Annotated in this window: 21 protein-coding genes; 3 read left to right on the top strand and 18 right to left on the bottom strand. The window is 68.2% G+C overall.

Annotated elements, in window-relative coordinates; all coding sequences use genetic code 11:
- Positions 1–127 precede the first annotated feature (127 nt).
- The gene (locus C8J24_RS08050; RefSeq protein WP_107931612.1) at positions 128–1,243 is read right to left on the bottom strand and encodes an extracellular catalytic domain type 1 short-chain-length polyhydroxyalkanoate depolymerase; all 1,116 of its coding nucleotides are present in this window, start codon (positions 1,241–1,243) and stop codon (positions 128–130) included.
- Between the two features lie 113 nt (positions 1,244–1,356).
- Positions 1,357–2,205 carry a shikimate 5-dehydrogenase gene (locus C8J24_RS08045; RefSeq protein WP_107932686.1) on the bottom strand — a complete coding sequence of 283 codons (849 nt, stop codon included), beginning with the start codon at positions 2,203–2,205 and terminating at the stop codon, positions 1,357–1,359.
- Between the two features lie 83 nt (positions 2,206–2,288).
- On the opposite strand from C8J24_RS08045, the gene C8J24_RS08040 reads away from it, so the two are divergent.
- Together C8J24_RS08040 and C8J24_RS08035 are read left to right on the top strand one after the other, a co-directional pair.
- The gene (locus tag C8J24_RS08040; protein WP_107931610.1) at positions 2,289–3,689 is read left to right on the top strand and encodes a UdgX family uracil-DNA binding protein; all 1,401 of its coding nucleotides are present in this window, start codon (positions 2,289–2,291) and stop codon (positions 3,687–3,689) included.
- A gap of 53 nt (positions 3,690–3,742) precedes the next feature.
- Entirely contained in the window at positions 3,743–4,375 is a 633-nt protein-coding gene (locus C8J24_RS08035; protein ID WP_107931608.1) for a DedA family protein, read from the top strand.
- A gap of 66 nt (positions 4,376–4,441) precedes the next feature.
- Here the strand turns inward: C8J24_RS08035 and C8J24_RS08030 are convergent, their stop codons facing one another.
- The 9 genes from C8J24_RS08030 to C8J24_RS07990 all read right to left on the bottom strand — a co-directional run bounded on the left by C8J24_RS08030 (position 4,442) and on the right by C8J24_RS07990 (position 11,508).
- Positions 4,442–4,909 (bottom strand): hypothetical protein, encoded by a 468-nt coding sequence (locus C8J24_RS08030; RefSeq protein WP_056408911.1) that lies wholly within the window; start codon positions 4,907–4,909, stop codon positions 4,442–4,444.
- 113 nt (positions 4,910–5,022) lie between these two features.
- Entirely contained in the window at positions 5,023–5,595 is a 573-nt protein-coding gene (locus C8J24_RS08025; protein ID WP_042466726.1) for a demethoxyubiquinone hydroxylase family protein, read from the bottom strand.
- Positions 5,592–6,074, bottom strand: coding sequence for a disulfide bond formation protein B (locus C8J24_RS08020; protein WP_031395676.1), 483 nt, complete (start codon positions 6,072–6,074; stop codon positions 5,592–5,594). The genes C8J24_RS08025 and C8J24_RS08020 overlap by 4 nt, the downstream gene beginning before the upstream one ends.
- Positions 6,075–6,094: 20 nt before the next feature.
- Positions 6,095–7,429, bottom strand: coding sequence for a S41 family peptidase (locus C8J24_RS08015; RefSeq protein ID WP_031439957.1), 1,335 nt, complete (start codon positions 7,427–7,429; stop codon positions 6,095–6,097).
- Between the two features lie 112 nt (positions 7,430–7,541).
- Positions 7,542–8,729 (bottom strand): murein hydrolase activator EnvC family protein, encoded by a 1,188-nt coding sequence (locus tag C8J24_RS08010; RefSeq protein WP_244180564.1) that lies wholly within the window; start codon positions 8,727–8,729, stop codon positions 7,542–7,544.
- Between the two features lie 2 nt (positions 8,730–8,731).
- A complete protein-coding gene (locus tag C8J24_RS08005; RefSeq protein WP_031395979.1) occupies positions 8,732–9,154 on the bottom strand; it encodes a 23S rRNA (pseudouridine(1915)-N(3))-methyltransferase RlmH in 423 nt (140 codons plus the stop codon).
- 16 nt (positions 9,155–9,170) lie between these two features.
- Positions 9,171–9,584 (bottom strand): ribosome silencing factor, encoded by a 414-nt coding sequence (gene rsfS, locus C8J24_RS08000; protein ID WP_031395980.1) that lies wholly within the window; start codon positions 9,582–9,584, stop codon positions 9,171–9,173.
- 13 nt (positions 9,585–9,597) lie between these two features.
- Positions 9,598–10,200 carry a nicotinate-nucleotide adenylyltransferase gene (locus C8J24_RS07995; protein ID WP_107931606.1) on the bottom strand — a complete coding sequence of 201 codons (603 nt, stop codon included), beginning with the start codon at positions 10,198–10,200 and terminating at the stop codon, positions 9,598–9,600.
- 33 nt (positions 10,201–10,233) lie between these two features.
- Positions 10,234–11,508: a glutamate-5-semialdehyde dehydrogenase gene (locus tag C8J24_RS07990; protein ID WP_107931604.1), complete on the bottom strand. Its 1,275-nt coding sequence runs from the start codon at positions 11,506–11,508 to the stop codon at positions 10,234–10,236.
- 62 nt (positions 11,509–11,570) lie between these two features.
- Here C8J24_RS07990 and C8J24_RS07985 point away from each other — a divergent pair, with 62 nt between their 5' ends.
- Positions 11,571–12,656, top strand: a complete 1,086-nt coding sequence (locus C8J24_RS07985; RefSeq protein ID WP_107931602.1) for a DUF3667 domain-containing protein — start codon at positions 11,571–11,573, stop codon at positions 12,654–12,656.
- A 65-nt stretch (positions 12,657–12,721) separates the two neighbouring features.
- Here the strand turns inward: C8J24_RS07985 and C8J24_RS07980 are convergent, their stop codons facing one another.
- From C8J24_RS07980 to ruvB, 7 genes are all read right to left on the bottom strand, one after another.
- Positions 12,722–13,099: a hypothetical protein gene (locus tag C8J24_RS07980; RefSeq protein ID WP_236559115.1), complete on the bottom strand. Its 378-nt coding sequence runs from the start codon at positions 13,097–13,099 to the stop codon at positions 12,722–12,724.
- A 64-nt stretch (positions 13,100–13,163) separates the two neighbouring features.
- Positions 13,164–15,143, bottom strand: a complete 1,980-nt coding sequence (gene ftsH, locus C8J24_RS07975) for an ATP-dependent zinc metalloprotease FtsH (protein ID WP_031396187.1) — start codon at positions 15,141–15,143, stop codon at positions 13,164–13,166.
- Between the two features lie 104 nt (positions 15,144–15,247).
- Positions 15,248–16,267 (bottom strand): tRNA lysidine(34) synthetase TilS, encoded by a 1,020-nt coding sequence (gene tilS / locus C8J24_RS07970; RefSeq protein WP_107931600.1) that lies wholly within the window; start codon positions 16,265–16,267, stop codon positions 15,248–15,250.
- Positions 16,268–16,298: 31 nt separating this feature from the next.
- Entirely contained in the window at positions 16,299–17,216 is a 918-nt protein-coding gene (locus tag C8J24_RS07965; RefSeq protein WP_107931598.1) for a tol-pal system YbgF family protein, read from the bottom strand.
- A 68-nt stretch (positions 17,217–17,284) separates the two neighbouring features.
- On the bottom strand, positions 17,285–18,154 hold the full coding sequence (locus C8J24_RS07960) for a helix-turn-helix domain-containing protein (RefSeq protein ID WP_107931595.1): 870 nt from the start codon (positions 18,152–18,154) through the stop codon (positions 17,285–17,287).
- Positions 18,155–18,256: 102 nt separating this feature from the next.
- Positions 18,257–20,530, bottom strand: coding sequence for a phosphoenolpyruvate--protein phosphotransferase (ptsP, locus tag C8J24_RS07955; protein WP_031396191.1), 2,274 nt, complete (start codon positions 20,528–20,530; stop codon positions 18,257–18,259).
- Positions 20,531–20,624: 94 nt separating this feature from the next.
- Positions 20,625–21,650: a Holliday junction branch migration DNA helicase RuvB gene (ruvB, locus tag C8J24_RS07950; RefSeq protein WP_031440317.1), complete on the bottom strand. Its 1,026-nt coding sequence runs from the start codon at positions 21,648–21,650 to the stop codon at positions 20,625–20,627.
- Positions 21,651–21,677 lie beyond the last annotated feature (27 nt).

Raw genomic sequence — 21,677 nt, 5'->3', positions numbered from 1 at the left:
ACCAAGGTATAACAGTGGATTGCCGCCCCGCAAGCTGCCGCCTTCGCGGTTGGCGCGGATCTCGATCGATCCTTGGCGCCACGGCCTGCGCCGCCCGCCCGTACCATTGCCGGATCCGCTCCTGTGGCTAGCGCAGCAGCCCCGCAGCGCGGAGCGCACCGTTGATCATGTCGCCGACCTGCGATCGGCCCGGACTGTGACTCCATGGGTGCGGACGCGGCGATGCGGGCTTCGGCTTCGCGCGGGTCGCCGCCGCGCGCGCCGATGGGCGCTCGATCAGCCCGAAGAACGCGGCGCTGTGCAACGTCGACGAGATCCCCGCCTCCAGCATGTGCGGACCCGGCTGGCCGAGGCCGTCGGCGCCCGTCGTGGCCAGCGGTGTGCCATGGCCCAGCCCGCGGATCCGATACTCCTCGACCGCGGCACGGCCCTGCGCGTCGCGCCATAGGCGATGGGCATGGCCTTCGACCTGTTCGACCTCGTCGGGTGCGTAGGCGAGACCGTGCACGCCGCGCCACTGTGCGACGATCGCATCGGCATTGGCTGGCACCACGGTCGCATCGGCATCGCCGTGCCAGACCGAGACGCGCGGCACGCGTCCGCCGGCCGGCGCCGCGCCGTCGACCAGTGCGGCCAGCGCGGGATCGGCGGGCAGGCCGCGCCCGCGCATCCGGTCGAGCGCCTGCGACATCGAGGTCGCGGTGCCATAGGGAAGCCCCGCGATGATTGCCCCGGCGGCGAACAGCTCGGGATAGGTGGCGAGCATTACGCCAGCCATCGCGCCGCCGGCCGACAATCCCGTCACATAGATGCGGTCGGGATCGATCGCGACGTCGCGGACCATCGTCGCGATCATCGACCGGATCGACTGCGCCTCACCGCCACCGCGGCGAATATCCTCGGCGTCGAACCAGTTGAAGCAGAGATTGCCGTTATTCGCGCGCTGCTGCTCGGGATAGAGCACGGCAAACCCGTGCCGGTCGGCAAGATCGGACCAGCCTGCCCCCCGGTCATACCCCGTGGCGGTCTGCGTACAGCCATGGAGAACGACGACCAGCGGCATCCGCCGGTCGGACGTCGCCTCGGGCACATAGGTCAACGCACGTAACGCGCCGGGATTTGCGCCGAACGATTCGAGCGGGCGCAGGCGTGAGTCCTCGCCCTCCGGCTGCTCGGCGAAGCGCGCCGCCGCGGCGCGTTGCGCCTGCGCCAGTTGCGCGAGTGTTTCCGAAAGCCTGGCCATCGATCGTCCCGTCATGCGCGCCCGACGCCTTGACGCCCGGCTCCGTGAATGGTGCAGTGCAGCATATCTTGTGCCGCCCCTGCCCGATCACAAGGGTAAATCGCCGCCGGAGCTCAGCCGTGAGCCCGCGCGAAGGCGGCGGCGTCCGCGACCTGTGCGTCGCTCGGGCGGACGCCGGTGTAGAGCACGAACTGCTCGAGCGCCTGAAGGATCGCGACCTCGGTGCCGGTGATGCAGCGTTTCCCCGCCGCTGCTGCGGCGCGCAGGAACGGCGTTTCCGGGGGATATTGCACGACGTCGAACGCAATGGCGCTCGTCGTGATCATCGCCGGCGGAAAGGCGAGCGCATCCGCATCGGTACCGGTCATCCCCATCGGCGTGACGTTGATCAGCAGGTCCGCCTGCTCTTCGGTGTGAAGATCCGCGGCCCATGCGAAGCCATAGAGATCGGCCAGCGCACGCCCGGCGGGTTCGTTGCGCGCGACGATCACGCCGTTGCGAAACCCCGTGTCGCGCAATGCCGCGGCGACCGCCTTCGCCATCCCGCCCGACCCGCGCAGCACGAACCGCGTTGCCGGGTCGATATCCACGATTAGCGCCGCGACCGCGGCATAATCCGTGTTGTGCCCGGTCAGCACGCCATCGTCGTTCACGATCGTGTTGACGCTGTCGATCGCCGCGGCCGAGGGCGCGAGTCCGTCGAGCAGCGCGATCACCGCCTCCTTGAACGGCATCGAGATCGCGCAGCCGCGAATGTCGAGCGCCCGGATACCGCGTACCGCGCCCTCCAGGTCGCGGGTCGAGAACGCCTTGTAGACATAGTCGAGCCCGGTCAGCGCATAGAGCCGATTATGGAACCGGGTCCCGAAATTGCCCGGTCGCGCGGACAAGGACATGCACAGGCGTGTATCGCGCCCGATCAGCGGACGAGCGGGTTCCGGGGCTGAGGTCTGTTGGGTCATCACCATAAAATAGGACGGCGATCCGCCGGGGTCGAGATACAAGCGCGGCGGAACAAGCGCCGCTACCCGGCGTAGAACCGGCGATGCGCGTCGTAACCCTTGCCGAACCGGACGATTTCGATGGCTGGCGCGATGCAGCGCGCGGCCTGATGGCCGATGACGTGCCACCCGACGATGTCGTGTGGCAGGTCGGCAGTGCCCCCGCCGACCTGTTCGGGACGGTGCCACCGGATCCTCCTGCAGCATCCGCGCCGCGGGCTGCCTCCGCGACCGTCTCGGTCCCGCGCGCGTTCCTTGATCTTGCCCGCAGCGTCATCCTCGGCAGCGATCCGGAGCGGTTCGCGTTGCTCTACACGCTGCTCCACCGCCTGCGCCGCGAACCCAAGCTGATCGAGGATCGGGCCGATCCTCTCGTGCGACGGCTTGACCGGATTGCGAAGGACGTCCGCCGCGACATCCACAAGATGCGCGCGTTCCTGCGCTTCCGCGAGGTCGAGGAGGAGGGCGAAACCCGGTTCGTCGCCTGGTTCGAACCCGATCACCACATCGTCCGCGCCAACGCCGCCTTCTTCGTCAATCGCTTCGCGAGCATGCGCTGGTCGATCCTGACCCCCGAGGTCGCGATCCACTGGGACGGGACGATGCTCAGCGAGGGGCCAGGCGCCAAGAAGACCGACGCACCCGAGGGCGATCCGACCGAAGAGGTCTGGAAGACCTATTACGCCAGCACCTTCAACCCCGCGCGCGTCAAGATCGGCGCGATGTTGAAGGAAATGCCCCGCAAATATTGGAAGAACATGCCCGAAACCGATCTCGTCCCCGGCATGATCGCCACCGCACAGGCGCGCGAGAGCGGCATGATCGAGCGCGCCCGCGACGTCGTCGGTGGCAACAGCATGATCGCCTGGGAGGCGCTAAGTGACGAGGCCGCGGGCTGTACCCGCTGCCCGCTCTACAAGCCCGCGACCCAGACCGTGTTCGGCGAGGGGCCGATCGACGCGCCGCTGATGTTCGTCGGCGAACAGCCGGGCGACCAGGAGGATCTTGCCGGGCGGCCGTTCGTCGGCCCCGCCGGTCAGATGTTCGACCGCGCGATGGCGGAGGCGGGACTCGACCGCAGCCGCGCCTATGTCACCAACGCGGTCAAGCACTTCAAGTTCGAACAGCGCGGCAAGCGGCGCATCCACGCCAAGCCCGGCGCCGGGGAGATCGAGGCCTGCCGGTGGTGGATCGAGCAAGAGCAGATGCTCGTCGCGCCCAAGGTGACGGTCGCGCTCGGCGCCACCGCAGCGCGATCACTGTTCGGCAAGGTGATGACGATCGGCAAGGAACGCGGCCGCGCGCTGCAGCTTCCCGGCGGCGGCGAGGCATGGATCACCGTCCATCCCAGTTACCTGCTGCGCCTGCCGGACAAGGTTCAGGCCGACGAGGAATATGCGCGATTCGTCGAGGATCTGCGGATGGCCGGCGCGCGGCTGGCTTAGGCGAACCGATTGGCCCTTCCCTTCGCGCGCCGCATCGCGCAAATCCCCGCGCCATGTTCGAAAAGATTCTGGCCGTGCTGGCCACCTTCACGATCTGGGTGATCTCGTCCGGCGGCTATGTCGGAATCGCGATCCTCATGGCGATCGAAAGCGCGTGTATTCCGCTTCCATCCGAGATCATCATGCCGTTCGCCGGCTATCTGGTGTCGACCGGCCGGTTCGACCTGTACCTCGCCGCCACCGCGGGCGCGATCGGGTGCAATCTCGGCTCGATCGTCGCCTATGAGGTCGGCAAGCGTGGCGGTCGACCGATGGCGGAGCGCTGGGGTCGCTATGTCCTGATCGGGCCGGGCGAGCTCGATGCGGCGGACCGGTTCTTCACGCGCTGGGGCAGCATGGCGGTGCTGATCGGGCGTCTGCTCCCCGTCATCCGCTCGTTCATCGCCTTTCCGGCGGGTGTCGCGCGGATGAAGCTCGTGCCCTTCCACCTCTACACCTTCATCGGCTCCTGGCCGTGGTGCTTCGGGCTTGCCTGGGTCGGCATGAAGCTCGGCGACAAATGGGACAGCGATCCACGCGTGAAGGCCGCCTTCCACAGCGCGGACCTGCTGATCGGCATCGTCCTGATCGCGCTGGTCGGCTTCTACATCTGGCACCGCGTCCGCGGGCTGAAGCGTCACCCGTAACCACGACGCCGGGCAAGCGCGCGCAGGTCTTCGTCAGACGTCTGCACGCAAACCAGTCGCGGCAGCCTAGGGGAGGACGGGCACCTCGGCTGCGCGCTCCTTGTTTTCGCGGCGCGCTTCGCGAACGCGCTGGCCGAAGCATCCGGTTGCACCGCCCGGGCCGACGGTCGAGCAGCTGCCGATGCTGTTCGCACCGACACCGGTGCCGAGGGTGCCCTGCGCCTTGGCCGCCCAGCTCTCATTTTCGGGCGTCACGGCGAATTCGCGCAACTCCTTGGGGACGCGATATTGCTCCTGAGCGCTGCGACGCACGCAGATGACGATTTCCTCGCCCTGTGCATTGGTCGGACAGCGCTCGTTGCCGAACAGCGTGAGCACGCCGTTGACCGGCGCGCTGCGCGACACCTCACCCGGCGCGGACGCGGGCTTGGCTGCGGGGGCACCGGGCTTGGCCGGGATTGCCGCACCCGACGTCACCGTCTGCGCAGCCACCGGGCCGGCGACCAGCAGGGCCGCCGCCATCATCATCCTCATACGCACCACTCCCATAATCCGTATCTGTTGGCCGACAGGATCGGCGATCGTCGGTGGCCCTAGGCTGAACGCCGCAACGCCACGCGTTTCAGTCCCAACGGCCGGCGCCGCGGTCAGATCCGTTTCGCGGTCGCGATCGCGACCTTGCACCCCAGCCGGATCAGCGCGCTCATCACCGGATAGCCGGGGGTTTCCTCCGCCCCGGCAGCGATCGCGGTCGCCTTGTGCTCCAGCTCCTCGGCCTGGAAATCGAGAATCGCCGCGCTCAGTTCGGGATCGCTGTCGCCCAGCGCGACGAGTTGCTCGGCATAATGCTTGTCGATCTCGGTCTCGACCGCCGCAGTGCAGGCCATCGCGGCACGCGGGCTGATCGCGGCCGTGACAGCGCCGAGCGCGAAACCCGCGACCTTCCAGATCGGCTGCAGCACGGTCGGCCGCACGCGCCGCTCGACGATCATCCGGTCGAAGAACGCGCGGTGGCGCTCCTCCTGCTGCGCCATGTGATGGATCAGACGCGACGACGGATGCCGGTCGCCCAGCACCGCGAGCTGCCCCGCATAGATGCGGATCGCGCCATATTCGCCGGCCTGGTCGACGCGGACCATCGCCTCGCTCGGATGCTTGCGATCGCCCGGCTTCCAGCCGGTGCCGCGCGGGACGGTCGGGATCGGGGTCGCGGTGGTCATCGTGTCTTCCTCATCAGCACGAAGATGGTGATCGCGCCGCCCAGGGAAAAGATCGCGTTGAACCCGGCGAGCGAAATCCCCGCCAGCGACCACTGCGCCGAATCACAGCGCACCATCGGCGCGTTCATGATCGCGGCGAGCCGTTCGGCCGGCGTCGTGCCCGCCATCGACACCGTCGTGGTGCAGGCGGTGATGCCGTTCCACCAGTGATATTCGACCCCGGCATGGAACAGCCCGATCGCGCCGCTGATCCCGATCAGCAACGCCGCAACGAGCACCAGCGAGGCGCGCAGCGAGCGCTGCGGCACCACGAACGTCGCCGCCGCGAGCAACACCGCCGAATAATGCGGCCAGCGCTGCCAATGGCACATCTCGCATGGATAGAGCCCGCCCAGATATTGCGATCCAAGCGCCCCCAGCAACAGCAGCAGCGGCAGCACGAGCGCGATCGACCGGGCGATCTCCTCGTTCTTCGTCATCCCCAGCCCGCGGCGTACGCTCACTTGACAGGTGCCTTGGTCGCGGCGGCGACCTGCGCGGCGCCGCCGAGCCGGGCGACTGTCTTCAGCGCATAATAGAGCTGGAAGTCCTCGACCCCCTGCTTCTTCAGCGCCTCGGGCGTCGCCGAGAAGCGCGGATCATCCTTCGTATCTTCCTCGAGCACGGCATTGTCGGCCTTGACCTCGTTGATCAGGTGACGACGCAGATCGGCCTCGCGGAACACCGGGCGCGCCTTGTGATCGGGATCGCTGATCTGCGGCACGCGGATATCGGGTTCGATCCCGCCCTCCTGGACCGACCGGCCCGACGGCGTGAAGTAGCGCGCGGTCGTCAGGCGCAACGCGGTCTCGGGGCCGAGCTGGAGCACGGTCTGGACCGATCCCTTGCCGAACGTGCGTTCGCCCATGATCAGCGCGCGGTGGTGATCCTGCAGCGCGCCGGCGACGATCTCGGAGGCCGACGCGGTCCCCGGATCGGTCAGCACGACGACCGGCAGGCCATGCGCGTCGTCGCCGGGCTTGGCGTAGTAGCGCTCGATATCCGTCTTCTCGCGGCCGCGCTGCGATACGATCTCGCCATGATCCAGGAACGCGTCGCTGACCGCGATCGCCTGGGTCAGCAGCCCCCCGCCATTCTGGCGCAGATCGACGACATAGCCGAGCGGACGATGCCCCAGCGACTTGTCGATCGCCATGATCGCCGCGCGCGTGTCCGCGCCGGTATTCTCGCTGAAGGTGTTGATGTTGATATAACCGACATCGCCGCGCACCTCCCACTTCACCGGCTTCTGGACGATGATCTCGCGCAGCATCGACACGTCGAGCGGCTTGTCGCGGCCCGGCCGGACGAGCCCGAGCGTGATCTTGCTGCCGGGCTTGCCGCGCATCTGTGCGACCGCCTCGTCGAGCGAATCGCCGTAGATCAGCTTGCCGTTGATGTGCGTGATGTAATCGCCCGACTTCACGCCCGCGCGCGCCGCGGGAGAATCCTCCTGCGGGGTGACGACCTTGATCGCGCCGTCCTCCATCTGCACCGTCAGGCCGAGGCCGCCATAATTGCCCTCGGTCATGATCCGCAGATTCTCGTAATCCAGCGCATCGACATAGCTCGAATGCGGGTCGAGGCTTGCGAGCATCCCCTGGATCGCGCCCTTGATCAGCGTCTTGTCATCGACCTTGTCGACATATTCCGCCTTCACGCGGTTAAAGACGTCGAGAAACTGGTCGAACTCGCGATACGTGTCGGTATCGACCGCCGCCATCGCCGAGGTGGCCAGCGGCACGAGGGTCAGCGCGCCGAGGATGGCGGTAGCGGTAAGGATCGGACGTGGCATCTAAGGTCCTGAAACCGGGGGAAGGCACAGCGTAGCGGTATAGCGCGCGCGGAGCAAAGCCGCGACGGTCTTCGCGGTCTGGCGAATGGACGCCCGACCGGTTCGTCGTTGATTAGCCGATCAATGCGGCCGCGTCGACGGGTCGCCCGCGCCGCCGAAGCTCGACCGTGATCAGCGGATCCTCGCCCCCCGGCGCGGTGCCGATCCGCGATCCGGCGGCGACGCGGACGCCCGGTCTCACCCCGGTTTCGGCGAGCCCGGTCAACAGCGTCGTCCAGCCATTGCCGTGATCGAGGATCACGATCCGGCCATAACCGCGAAACGCCCGAGCGTAACGGACGATGCCCGCCGCCGGCGCGACCACGCGCGCGTCCGGCGCGACCGCAAAGGTCAGGCCCCGCGATCGCACGCCCACATCGGACACCGCGTCGAAGCCGGTGACGAGCCGACCGCGTACGGGCAGGCGATAGGCACCGCGGACACGGGCGGCGGGGATGCTGCCGGGGGCAAGCGGCCGCGCCACCGGCCCTGCCAGCGCCGCCAGGTCGAGCGCGGTGGCCTCCGCACTGCCCGACTCGGCGAGGCTGTCGACCAGGTCGCGCGCGCGCTCGCCCAGCGCGATCGCGCGATCGGATTCGCCGATCGCGCCGCGCCCCAGGGCCTGGCTGCGACGGCGATGCGTCGCCTCGAGTTTGGCGAGCGCGACGCGTTGTGCCTCGAGCCGGATCCGTCCGTCACGCAGCGCGCGTGCCGCCTGCGCTGCGCCCGCCTGCAGGCGCCGGGTCCGCCGGAGCGCGGTGCGCACCGCGTCGGCCCGTAGCCGGACCGCGGGCAAGGCGGTGCCCAGAACCGCGCGGACATGAACCAGATCATCGACCGATCCGGGCTGTGCGACCGCGACGATCGTCGGCCGCCGCGCCAGCGATTGCAGCGCCGCCAGCAACCGCGCGATCGGCGACTGGACGACGCCCAGGGCCGCGCGTTGTTCGGTGAGCAACTGTTCGAGGATCGCGAGGCGGATCCGTGCGGCGGCGATATCGGCGCGGGTCGCGTCGATCCTTGCCGCCATTGCGCGCGCCTCGGCCCTGGCGCGCTCGGCCGCATCGCGCTCCTGCGACGCGGCGGCGGCCAGACGCTCGGCGCGTATCGCCGCGATCCGCGCGCCGCGCCTTGCCTCGATCAGTCGCTGCTGCGGTGTCGCCGCCGCGCTCGCGCGCGGGGTGGCGGCAAGACCAAGGGCGACTGCCGCGAACAGCAACAGCACCGCCGATGACAGGCGCGATGACGCGGTGATCCGCACGATCAGCCTTCGCGGTGATACGGGTGGTTGGCCAGGATGCTCGTCGCACGGAAGAGCTGTTCGGCGAGCATCGCCCGCGCGAGCAGATGCGGCCAGGTCGCGCGGCCGAAGGAGACCAGCAGGTCGGCCTCGTCGCGCGCGGCGTCGTCGAACCCGTCGGCCGCACCGATCATGAACCGGGCCTCGCGCACGCCGTCGTCACGCCACCGCTCGAGCACGCGCGCGAACGCCATGGACGACAGCACGTCGCCCTTCTCGTCGAGCAGGATCCGCCGGGTCTGGTCGCCGACCGGGGGAATCCGCCCCCCCGTGTCGGGAAGCTCGGACACCTTGGTCGGCCAGGCGATCCGCTTCAGATAGCGATCGACGAGTTCGGCTTCGGGCGATCGCCCGATTCGGCCACGGGCGACGATATGCAGCAGCATCGCCCGCGCACCCGGGTCAGTCTTGGTCGGACAGGTCGGCGAACGGAGCGGTCGGCGGCGTCGGCGCATCGCCGAACGCCCACATCCGCTCGAGATTGTAGAAGCTGCGGACTTCGGGGCGGAACAGGTGGACGATGATGTCGGTGGCGTCGATCAGGACCCAGTCCGCGGTCGGCAGCCCCTCGATCTTTACCGGACGCTTGAACTCGGCCTTGATACGCTCGGCCAGCTTCTGTGCCATCGAGGCGACCTGGCGGGTCGAACGGCCGCTGGCGATCACCATGTAATCGGCGATGCTCGTCTTGCCCGCGAGCGGGATCGAGATGGTCTCGACCGCCTGGTCGTCATCGAGCGACGCGAGGATCAGGCGATGCAGCGCCTCAACCTCTTCGGGGTCGGTCGCGCGAGGGGCAGTAGGGGAAGTGGCCAAGTCAGCTCCTGGGTCAGGTTACCGGCCCGGCAACATGCTGGAACCAGTCGGGATTTTCGGCGCGCAGGCCGGTTGCGGAGGTCGGGTCGGGTCGGAAGCGCAACAGCACAAGGGCCGGCAATCTCCACGTCGTCCAGCTCTTCGCATGGTCTGTGCGCCGTTGGAAGCGCCGCAGCCAACCCATCGCGGGGGCCGCGAGGGCGCGCCCGTCATATCCCGGCCGAGCGATTACCGCAATCGGAACCTCGCGGGCGATCGCGCGCCAGTTCTTCCACCGGTGGAAGTCGGCGAGATTGTCCGCGCCCATCAGCCAGATGAAGCGGATCTTCGGATGGCGCCGCCTGAGCTTGCGGATCGTGTCAAGCGTGTAGCGGGTGTGGAGCCGGGTCTCGATATCGGTGGCGCGGATCGGGGCGCGCCGCGCCATCCGCCGGGCAGAGGCGAGCCGCGCCGCCAGCGGCGCCATGTCGCGCGCCGCCTCTTTCAGCGGATTGCCCGGCGAGACGAGCCACCACGCCTCGTCGAGCGCGAGCGCCTCGATCGCCGACAGCGTGATCGCGCGGTGCCCCCGGTGTGCCGGGTTGAACGAACCGCCGAGAATGCCGATGCGGGTCATGGCGTCACGCGCGACGCCGATCGGCCCGACACCTCACCCGCGCACCTGCCCCGTGCCGCGCCCGATCCACTTGTAGGTCGTCAGCCCCTCCAGCGCGACCGGGCCGCGCGCGTGGAGCCGCCCCGTGGCGATGCCGATCTCCGCGCCCAGCCCGAATTCGCCGCCATCGGCAAACTGGGTCGAGGCGTTCCACAGCACGATCGCGCTGTCGACCTGCGCGAGAAACCGCTCGGCGACGTCCACATCCGCCGCGACGATCGAATCGGTATGGTGCGACCCGTGCCGCGCGATATGTGCGACCGCGCCGTCCAGCCCGTCGACGATCGCGACCGCGGCGATCGCGTCGAGATATTCGGTATCCCAGTCCGCCGCGTCCGCCGCCGCGATTTCGGGCACCAGCTTACAGGCGTCCGGATCACCACGCACGACGCATCCCGTCGCCGCCAGCCGCTCGATCAGCACCGCCGCCGCCGCATAATCGCGGTCGATCAGCAGCGTTTCCATCGCGCCGCAAATGCCGGTCCGGCGCATCTTCGCATCGACCACCACCGCCGCCGCCATCGCGGGATCGGCGGATGCATCGACATAGACATGATTGATCCCGTCGAGATGCGCGAGCACCGGCACGCGCGCCTCGGCCTGGACACGCGCGACCAGGCTCTTGCCACCGCGCGGAATGATCAGGTCGATCGCGCCGACTGCCTTAAGCATCGCGCCGACTGCCGCGCGGTCGGTGGTCGGGACCAGCTGCACCGCATCCGCGGGGACCCCGCCCGCGGCGAGGCCTTCGATCAGGGCGGCGTGAATCGCGCGATTGCTCGCGACGGCTTCCGATCCGCCGCGCAGGATCGCGGCATTGCCCGCCATCACGCACAACGCGGCGGCGTCGGCGGTCACGTTCGGCCGGCTTTCATAGATGATCCCGATCACGCCGATCGGTACGCGGACCCGGCTCAGGACGAGGCCATTGGGACGTGCGCGCGAATCCATGATCTGGCCGACCGGATCGGCCAGCGCGGCGACCGCGGCGACGCCGTCCGCCATCGCCGCGATCCGCCCGGGATCGAGCCGCAACCGATCGAGCAGCGCCCCCGACAGCCCCGCGGCGGCCGCGCGCGCCATATCCTCGCGGTTCGCCGCCTCGATCGTCGCCGCCGCGTCGCGCAGCGCTGCCGCCGCAGACACCAGCGCTGCCGCCTTGCGCGGAGTCGGCAGCGCCGCGAGGACGCCTGATGCGACGCGCGCGCGCGCGCCCATGTCGGCGATCAGGGTTGCGGGGTGCGTCTCGGCGCCGGGAAGGTCGGTCATGCCATCCGACTATCACGCCAAACCGACTCGCGCCAACGCCCGGGCTGCGTTACGCTTGCGTTATGAACGGGGACATGGGGGCAGCGGCGGACATCGCCACGGGGGCATTGGTCGGACGCGCGTTCGAACGATGTGCTGGCGAATCGACCGCAATCGGCAGAACGCATGCACCGGGCGCGCTCTGTCTCAATTGCGGCACCGCGCTGATCGGCGCGCACTGCCATGCCTGCGGTCAGGCCGCGCATGTCCACCGGTCACTCGGCGCGATCGGGCATGAGATCGCGCACGGCGTGTTCCATTTCGAGGGCAAGATCTGGCGCACGCTGCCGCTGCTCGTCCTGCATCCCGGCACGCTCACCCGGCGCTACGTCAACGGCGAGCGCGCGCGGTTCGTCTCGCCGCTCGCGCTGTTCCTGTTCACCGTCTTCCTGATGTTCGCGACGATCGGCGTGGTCGGTGGCGAGATAACCGAGCAGATCGCCGCCCCCACGACGCGCAACCGCGCCGAACTCGCACACGGGCTGGACGAGGCCCGTGGCGACCTTGCCCGCATCGAGCGGGACCGCGCGATCGCGGTGCGCACGGGTCAGTCGACCACCGATCTCGATACGCAGGCACTCGTCCTGCGCGGCAGCATCCGAGCGCTGACGAGCGCAAGCGGCACGACCAGACGCGACACGGACGACTTCACCTTCACCGACGTGAAGAAGACCGGCTGGCCACTGCTCGACCACGGCATCGCCAAGGCGAACGCCAATCCCGGCCTGATGATCTACAAACTCCAGTCGAGCGCGTATAAATATAGCTGGGGACTGATCCCGCTCTCGGTGCCGTTCATGGCGCTGCTGTTCCTGTGGCGCCGCAAGCACCATCTCTACGATCACGCGGTCTTCGTGACCTATTCGCTGGCGTTCATGATGCTGCTGGTGATCGCGCTGATGCTCGGCGGCATGGCGGGGCTGGCGAGCGGGTGGATCGTGATGGCGGCGTTGCTCGTCCCGCCCGTCCACATGTTCGCGCAGCTCCGTGGTGCCTATACGCTAGGCAAGGTTTCCGCGGGCTGGCGTACCGTCGCGCTGCTCACCTTCGCGTTCACTGTGCTGATTGCGTTCGTTGTGCTGATCCTGCTGCACGGCCTGACGGAGTAGACCTGGCCGCCAGCGGTTGCTCGGCTTCGCCTCGACGAGCCCCTCCCCGCGTCCGGCTTACCCGATCACCGACAAGGGTATAAGTTTGCCAGCACGCGCGCATAGCCGTCCTTCAACGGCCGCTTCTGATAACTCGCCGGCAAGTCCGACAGGCCGTCGAGCATGTCCATGATCCCCACCGACTCCCCCTCGGGGACGCAGGCGATCGGCGGCTTGCCGGCCGCGGCGCGTGCCGCACGCTCGGCCTTCAACTGCGTCGTCGCGGCCTTCGCCTCGGCCTTCAGCGCGGGAAAATCGGGCGACATCAGCGCCATCGGCCCCTGATCACGCAAAGCATTGGCGCGGGCGAGAAACGTCCCCACGGTCATCGCCGCGGACGCGGGCATCGCCATCCCGCCCACGAGCATCGCGGCAATCACGGCCTTGGGAAGCACATACGACATGGGCGGCCTTTCCGAAGAAAAGACCGCCCATGGAGGCATTTAGCTGACTAGCCGCTGAACCGGATCAGGCGCCTAGCGGGGTGGGCGTTCCGAACGGCCCATTGGGTCGCCGGGTCTTGGGGATCGACGTCCCCGCCTTTGGTACGAGGCTCGCCTTCGCACCCGGATCCGGCCGGTCGAGATCTTCGCCCGCGATCAGCTGCTTGATCTCGTCACCGGTCAGTGTCTCATATTCGAGCAGCGCGCCCGCAACCGTGTGGAGCTGGTCGACATGATCGCTCAGCACCTGCTTGGCACGATCGAGACCGCCTTCGACGATCCGCTTGATCTCGTCGTCGATCAGCTGCGCGGTCTGGTTCGACATGCGCGACGGACGGCTCGACGAGTAACCGAGGAACGATTCACCCTCGGGCTCGCCATATTCGAGCGGGCCGACCTTGTCCGACATACCCCAGCGCGTGACCATGTCGCGTGCCAGACCCGTGGCGTACTGGATGTCGCCGCTCGCGCCCGACGAGACCTTGTCGTAGCCGAAGATGACCTCCTCGGCGACGCGACCGCCCATCGACACCGCGAGGTTCGCGTACATCTTGTCGCGGTGATAGCTGTAGCTGTCACGCTCGGGCAGACGCATGACCATGCCCAGCGCACGACCGCGCGGGATGATCGTCGCCTTGTGGATCGGATCCGACGCGGCCTCATGCATCGCGACGACGGCATGGCCGGCCTCGTGATAGGCAGTCATCCGCTTCTCGTCGTCGGTCATGACCATGGAGCGACGCTCTGCGCCCATCATGACCTTGTCCTTGGCCTCCTCGAATTCGGCCATCGCCACCAGGCGCTTGCCCTTGCGTGCCGCGTGCAGCGCCGCCTCGTTGACGAGGTTGGCGAGATCGGCACCCGAGAAGCCCGGCGTACCGCGCGCAATGACGCGGGCGTCGACGTCGGGTGCCAGTGGCACCTTCTTCATGTGCACTTCGAGGATCTTGATCCGGCCCTCGATATCCGGGCGCGGCACAACGACCTGACGATCGAAGCGGCCCGGACGCAGCAACGCAGGATCAAGCACATCGGGACGATTGGTCGCGGCGATGATGATGATGCCTTCGTTGGCCTCGAAGCCGTCCATCTCGACCAACAACTGGTTCAGCGTCTGCTCGCGCTCGTCATTCCCATTACCGAGACCGGCGCCACGATGACGACCGACCGCATCGATTTCGTCAATGAAGACGATGCACGGCGCGGACTTCTTGGCCTGCTCGAACATGTCGCGGACGCGGCTCGCGCCGACGCCGACGAACATCTCGACGAAATCGGAGCCCGAGATTGTGAAGAACGGTACACCCGCCTCGCCTGCGATCGCGCGGGCGAGCAGCGTCTTGCCGGTACCGGGCGAGCCGACCAGCAGCGCGCCCTTGGGGATCTTGCCGCCGAGGCGGGCGAACTTGGTCGGGTCCTTCAGGAACTCGACGATTTCTTCCAGCTCCTCACGCGCTTCGTCGATGCCCGCGACGTCGGCAAAGGTGACCTTGCCTTCCTTCTGCGTCAGCATCTTCGCGCGGCTCTTGCCGAAGCCCATCGCGCCCGACCCGGAATTCTTCTGCATCTGCTTCAGGACGAAGAAGGCGATGCCCAGGAACAGCAGGAACGGCAGCGACTGATAGAGGAGCAGGGCGAGCATCGACGGCCCTTCCTCAGGCTTTGCGCTGATCGCCACGCCCTTTTCGCGCAGCTTGGGAACCAGCGTCGCGTCCTGGATCGGATAGGCCTTGAACTTCTCGCCGCTCGACAACGTACCCGAGATGATGTCGCGCGAGATGTTCACGTCCTTGACGGTGCCCTCGTCGACCTTGTCGAGGAACGCCGAATAGGCGATCGTGTTGCCGCTCGAGGTCGCGGTGCGGCCGTCGAACATGGTCACGAACAGCGCCAACGCGACGAGAATGCCTACCCAAATGAGCAGGCTCTTCATCCACGGGCTGCCATTTTCGGGGCCCTGTGGCTTGTTGCCGCGGTTGTCCCCTCGATTGTCATTGTCGTTCATGGGTGCCGGATACCTTTCGAACCTACAAGATAAGCGCGCGCAGGTTAATGGCAATGGAACAAGCCGCGACTTGGCAGCAATCAATGTGTCCGCGCGGGACGAATCTACACCGAGCGACGCGGCGGCGCGGGGCGGAAGCGCCAGACGCCCGCGCGGGGCGATGCGATCACCCCCGCCTGAGTCGCGCGCTTGCCCGCGATCAACGCATCGAGCAGCCGTTCGATATTGACCGCCGCGCTCCAGTCGCCCTCGATCGTGGCGTCCGTGTCCTGCCCGGCATCGTTGCGTGCGGCCTCCGTCACCGCGTCGCGCACCACGCCGATCGCGCGCCGGACCATGCGGCGCAACAACTCGCGCGGCACGTCGCCGACGGTCAGCCGGACCTCGCCCGCCGCGACCTTCGCACGGTCGGCCCAGAGCCATTCGACCGCCGCGCGAACATCGGCATCCGCCTCCGCCAGTGCCGCAGCTGCGCGCGCCAGATTGGGGGTGCCGAGCCATTCGTTCGCGCCGAGCAGCCGACGAAACCGCGTGCGGTCATGCCGATCATCGTGGTTCGACGGGTCGTCGAAGAACGGCACCTCGGCCCTGCGGACGATCGCGCGAAGCTCCGCCCGGCGCCAGTCGAGCAGCGGCCGGATGACGGGGATGCCAGCGACCTCGGTCCGGGCGCGCACGCCTGCCAGCCCCGCCAGTCCCGATCCGCGCGCGGCGCGCATCAGGAACGTCTCGGCCTGATCGTCGGCATGGTGCGCGGTCAGCACGCATCCCGCACCGATCGCGCGCGCATGGTCCGCGAGCAGCGCATAGCGGACAGTGCGCGCCTGCGCCTGGATGCTCGCCCCGGTGATCGGCTCGGTCGGCGCCAGCGTCGCGTGGCGGATGCCGAACGTCGCGCAATGCGCCGCCACCATCGCCGATTCGCCCGCGGCTTCGGGGCGCAGACGATGATCGACGCTGGCCACGGTGAAACCGGTCCCGAGCGATTCCTGCGCAAGCGTCAACATCGCCATGCTGTCGGGTCCGCCCGACACCGCGAGCACGGGCGATGTCAGCCCCGCGCCAAGCCTTGCGACCTCCGCTGCAAAACGCTGGGCCTCCTCGGTGAGGACAGGATCGCTCATCCTGCCGGCCACCACACGCCGCGATGCACGCTTACTTGCATTTGGCGGCGGCGCGTCCGGCAGCGACCTTGGCGGTCATGTCGCGTGAGAGCTTGGCGCCATAAACGTCGTTGAGCTCGTCATACACCTTGCACGCATCCGCGGACTTGTTCAGCTTCGTCAGCGACTGGCCGAGATAATAGAGGCTTTCGGACGCCCGCTCACCATCGGGCATCTTCTTGTAATTGTCGTAGAACGCCATCGACGCGAGGCTCGGCTTGCCCTCGTCGAGATAGGCGCGGCCAAGCAGATTCTGCGCATAGCTCGCACGCCGGTCCTTCGGATAGGTCGCAACCACCTTCTTCAGCTGCGTCTGCGCCTCGGCATAGCTCTTGGCCGCCCACAGCCGATAGCCGTAGAGATACTCGTCCTCGGCCGGATTGCCGGTCGACGGCTTCTCGACCGCGTTTGCTGGCCGCGCGGCGGCGGTGGCCCCCGATGGCCGCGCCGGCGGCCCAGCGTCCTCGTCCGGACCACCCGTGCCCTCGACGGCCGTTCCGGCTGCACCGGGCGCACTGTTCGTCCGGGCCGTCTCGATCAGCTTCATCCGGTCGTCGGTCGCGCGCCGATACGCGTCGAACTGCTCCTGCAGCTGGCGGATCTTGTACTCGGTCTGCTCGACCTGCCCGGTCATCGACGCAATCTGCTGTTCGAGCGAGGTCACGCGCTGCGCCAGATCGGCGACCGCGCTGGTGGCGGGCGTGCCAGGACCGGGGCCTGCAGTCGTCTGCGGACCCGTCACCTCGGGCTGCAGCAGCTGCCCTGCCCCGCCCGGGAACACCTTGCGCTGGACCGCGCGCATCTCGCTTTCGAGCTTGCCGACACGACCTTCGACGTTCGACTGCGCGGATGCCGCGACGGGCAGCGATGCACCGGCAAGCAGGATGCCGACGATGATGGATTTATGCATGGGCTATACCCCCCGGGGCACTGGATAAGACGAGCGATATAGCTGCAACATCATTCCTGTCGCCAGCCTTAAGGCGTTCCCGATGCATTGCCCGGCGCCCCCTCGGCAGCGGCATCGCCACCGCTCACGGCAGGCGCGCCGTTGAGCCGTGCGGCGATCGCCGGGGCGCCGACGCGGACGTCCTTGATCGCGCGTTCGCCGGTTCCCAGCGGCGGCACGTTCGAGCCGTTAAGCGTGACCGTCAGCTTGTCCGGGCGTCCGACATTGATCATCGGATCCTTGGCGTCGCGCGGTACGTCGAACCGGTCGCCGGCCTTCATCGTCCCCAGATACAGCGTCTTGTTGTCGGCATCATAGACGCGCATCCACACCTCGTCGGTCGCGGCAAGCGTGACCTGCCCGGTCTCCAGCGCCGGCGCCGCGGGCGTCGCTGCGGGGGAGGCCGGCGTCGGGCTGGGCACTTCGGCGACCGTCGCCACCGATCCCGCCGCAGACCCGGACGTGGTCGCGCCGCCACGGAACAGGTCGGTCCCGTACCAGATGCCGACCAGGATCAGCACGGCCAGCGCGATGCCGAGCGCGATCACCGCCACGCCGCGCGACGGTACCCGCGACGGATCGGACATTTCATAGGGTTCGTATTCGGGCGTGCGGCGCACGATCTTGCCGAGCTCGGCGCGCACGAGATTGGCCACCCGCACCTCGTCCGCGCCGACCGCGCGGGCATAGGCCTTGGCGAACCCGACCGCATAGGTCGACGACGGCAAAGTCGCGTAATCAGACGCCTCGATCGCCTCGAGATGCCGCAGCGGCACGCGCGTCCGGCCCCCGACATCGGCGATCGTCAGCCCCTGTGCCTCGCGCGTTGCACGCAGGATATCGCCGGCCCGTTCGGGCGAGGCGGGCGGAGGGATCTGCCCGGTTGCGACGTCGTCCATTCTTGTCTCCGATTATGGGCTGTAGCGCGCGCCCATCAAGGCGGGTCATGTTCCAGAGCCAATAACCCATGTCAACGCGAAGGCCCTAGCGAAACCCGCGCATCAGGCCAGCTCGACCCCGTTTTCCGTTGCCCAGTCGGTCAGCACGGCACGCATGTCGCGCGGTGGATCGGCGAGCAGGGCCGTCATCTTCGCGGTGATCGCCGCCAGATCGAGCGAGCGCGCCATCGCCTTGATCGGCCCGACCGCCGCCGGCGTGATCGACAGCCGGTCGATCCCGATCCCCGCCAGCGCCATCGCCTCGAGCGGCCGCCCGCCCATCTCGCCACATACGCCGAGATCGACACCGGCGGCGCGCGCGGGCTCGACGAGCCGAGCAAGGAACCGCAGGATCGACGGGCTCAGCCAGTCATAGCGCTCGGCGAGTTTGGGATTGGCGCGGTCGGCGGCAAACAGGAACTGTGTCAGGTCGTTGGTGCCGACCGACAGGAACTGGATCTTGGGCAGCAGGATGTCGAGCATCTCGGCAAGTGCTGGCACCTCGAGCATCGCGCCGTAGCGGATCGTCGTCGGCAGCTTGCGCCCGCGCCCCGCCAGCCAGCTCCGCTGCGCCTCGAACAGCGCCTTGGCCTCGTCGAACTCCCAGGGCTCGCTGACCATCGGGAACATGACGTTGAGCGTCCGCCCCGCCGCCGCTTCCAGCAGCGCGCGCGCCTGCACCTTCATCAGCCCGTCGCGTTCGAGCCCCAGCCGCAGCGCGCGCCAGCCCATCGCCGGATTCTCCTCATCCGCGGCGGCCTTGTTGAGATAGGGCAGCGCCTTGTCGCCGCCGATATCGACGGTCCGGAAGATCACCGGCCGATCGCCCGCTACCTCCAGCACCTCGCGATACAGTCGCTGCTGCCGCTCGCGCTGCGGCAGCGTCGCGGATACGAGAAACTGGAACTCGGTCCTGAACAGGCCGATGCCGTCCGCACCGGTGATGTCGAGCGCGGCCGCATCGTCGCGCAGCCCGGCATTGACCATCAGCGTCAGCCGGTGGCCATCCTTCGTGATCGGCGGCACGTCGCGCAGCGCCGCGAACGCCGCCCTGCGCTTCTGCCGCAGCGCAAGCCGCGCCTCGAACGCCTCCTCCATCGCCGCGGAGGGTCGCGCGAACACATTGGCGTCGGCACTGTCGAGCAGCAGCAGGTCGCCCTCGGCGATCAGCCGGCGGACGTCGCGGACACGGCCGAGCACCGGCACGCCCATTGCCCGCGCGACGATCGTCACGTGCGCGGTGAGCGATCCCTCCTCGAGGATCACGCCCTTCAACCGGCGCTTGTCATATTCGAGCAGCTCGGCCGGCCCCAGATTGCGCGCGATCAGGATCGTGTCCTGCCTGAGCCCCATCTGCGCCGCGGTACCCATCTGGCCCGACACGATCCGCAGCAGACGGTTCGCCAGGTCCTCCAGATCGTGCATCCGGTCGGCGAGCAGCGGATCGTCGATCTGCCGCATCCGCTGGCGGGTGCGCTGCTGGACGCGCTCGATCGCCGCCTCCGCAGTCAGGCCGGAATCGATCGCCTCGTTGATCCGCCGCGCCCAGCCCTCGTCATAGGCGAACATCTTGTAGGTCTCGAGAACCTCCTCATGCTCGCCGCCGACGCCGAACTCGGCCTCGCGCGTCATCCGCTCGATGCCTTCGCGCATCTTGTCGAACGCGGCATAGACACGGTGCCGCTCGGCATCGGTGTCCTCGGCGACGGTATGCTCGATATGGATGCGCGGCTGGTGGAACACGGCAAAGCCCGCACCCATCCCGTCGACCAGCTTCTGCCCCGGGATCCGCATCGCCGCGGTCGATTGCGGGCGATCCGACCCGCCGCCCGCGGTGTCGATTAGCCCGGCATTGGCGATCAGCTCGCTTAGCACCATCGCGACGGTCTGCAGCGCCTCGATCTCGACGTCCTGATATTTGCGCGTTTCGGCATGCTGCACTGCAAGAACGCCGACCGCGCGTTCGCGCCGGATGATCGGTACCCCGGCAAAGCTGTGATAGCGCTCCTCGCCGGTCTCGGGCTTGTAGGCGAAATCGGGATGGCTCGCCGCCTCGTCGAGATTGAGCACCTCGACCTGCTGCGCGATCGTGCCGACCAGCCCCTCGCCCAGCGCCAGCTTGGTGACGTGCACCGCCTCCTGCGCAAGGCCGCGCGTCGCGAACAGCTCGAGCACGCCTTCGCGCAGGAGGTAGATCGAACAGACCTCGCTATCGATCGCCGCGGCGATGATACCGACGACCGAATTGAGCTTGGCTTGCGCGGTTGTGCGCGCGGCCATCACGTCGTGAAGGCTGGTGAGGATCTCGCGGGCGGAGGCGGCGGCCGAAACGGGCATGGGGAGGAGCTACCAGATCAAGCGCTTGGGTGCCACGCAACAAAAGTATTCTTCTGCGCAAGCCCGGTCGATCGTCATTGCTGCATGCCCCGCCTCAAACGTCGAACAGCCCGTCCTGGCTCCCGACCGGGGGGTTAAGTCCGAGATGCTTCCACCCGCCCGCGTTCATGCACCGCCCGCGCGCGGTACGCGCGACGAGGCCGAGCTGGATCAGATAGGGCTCGATCACCTCTTCGATCGTGTCGCGCGGTTCGCTGAGGCCCGCGGCCAGCGTTTCGACCCCGACCGGCCCGCCGCGATAAATGTCGGCGATCATCATCAGGTAGCGCCGGTCCATCGCGTCGAGCCCCAGCGCATCGACCTCGAGCCGGTTGAGCGCGGCGTCCGCGGTGCGCGCATCGACGATCTCGGCGCCCGCGACGTCGGCAAAGTCGCGAACCCGGCGGAGCAGCCGCCCGGCGATCCGCGGCGTGCCGCGTGCGCGCCGCGCCACCTCCATCGCCCCGTCCTTCGAAATCGCGAGACCGAGCAGTCCGGCCGCACGCGTCACCACCCGCTCGAGCTCGTCGACGGTATAGAATTGCAACCGCACCGGGATGCCGAAGCGATCGCGCAGCGGCGTCGTCAGCAGCCCCTGCCGCGTCGTCGCGCCGACCAAAGTAAAGCGCGGCAGGTCGATCCGCACGCTGCGTGCCGAGGGCCCCTCGCCGATCATCAGGTCGAGCGCGCGGTCCTCCATCGCCGGATACAGCACCTCCTCGACCGCGGGCTGCAACCGGTGGATCTCGTCGATGAACAGCACGTCGCCATCCTCGAGATTGGTCAGCAGCGCGGCAAGGTCCCCCGACTTGGCGATCACCGGCCCAGAGGTGGCGCGGAACCCCACCCCCATTTCGCGCGCGACGATCTGCGCGAGCGTGGTCTTGCCGAGCCCCGGCGGCCCGAAGAACAGCACATGGTCGAGCGCATCGCCGCGCGCCTTGGCCGCCTGGATGAAGATCCGCAGATTCTCGCGCGCGGCCTTCTGCCCGACGAATTCGTCGAGATTCTTGGGGCGCAGCGCCGCATCCACGTCCTCGGGGCGGCGGGCTGGCGTGAGCAGGCGTTCGGCATCGGTCATCAAGCCCGTTCCCTACCCGTTCACGCC

The sequence above is a fragment of the Sphingomonas aerolata genome, from assembly GCF_003046295.1.
GTDB lineage: Bacteria > Pseudomonadota > Alphaproteobacteria > Sphingomonadales > Sphingomonadaceae > Sphingomonas > Sphingomonas aerolata.
This window is presented reverse-complemented; position numbering and strand designations above follow the sequence as displayed.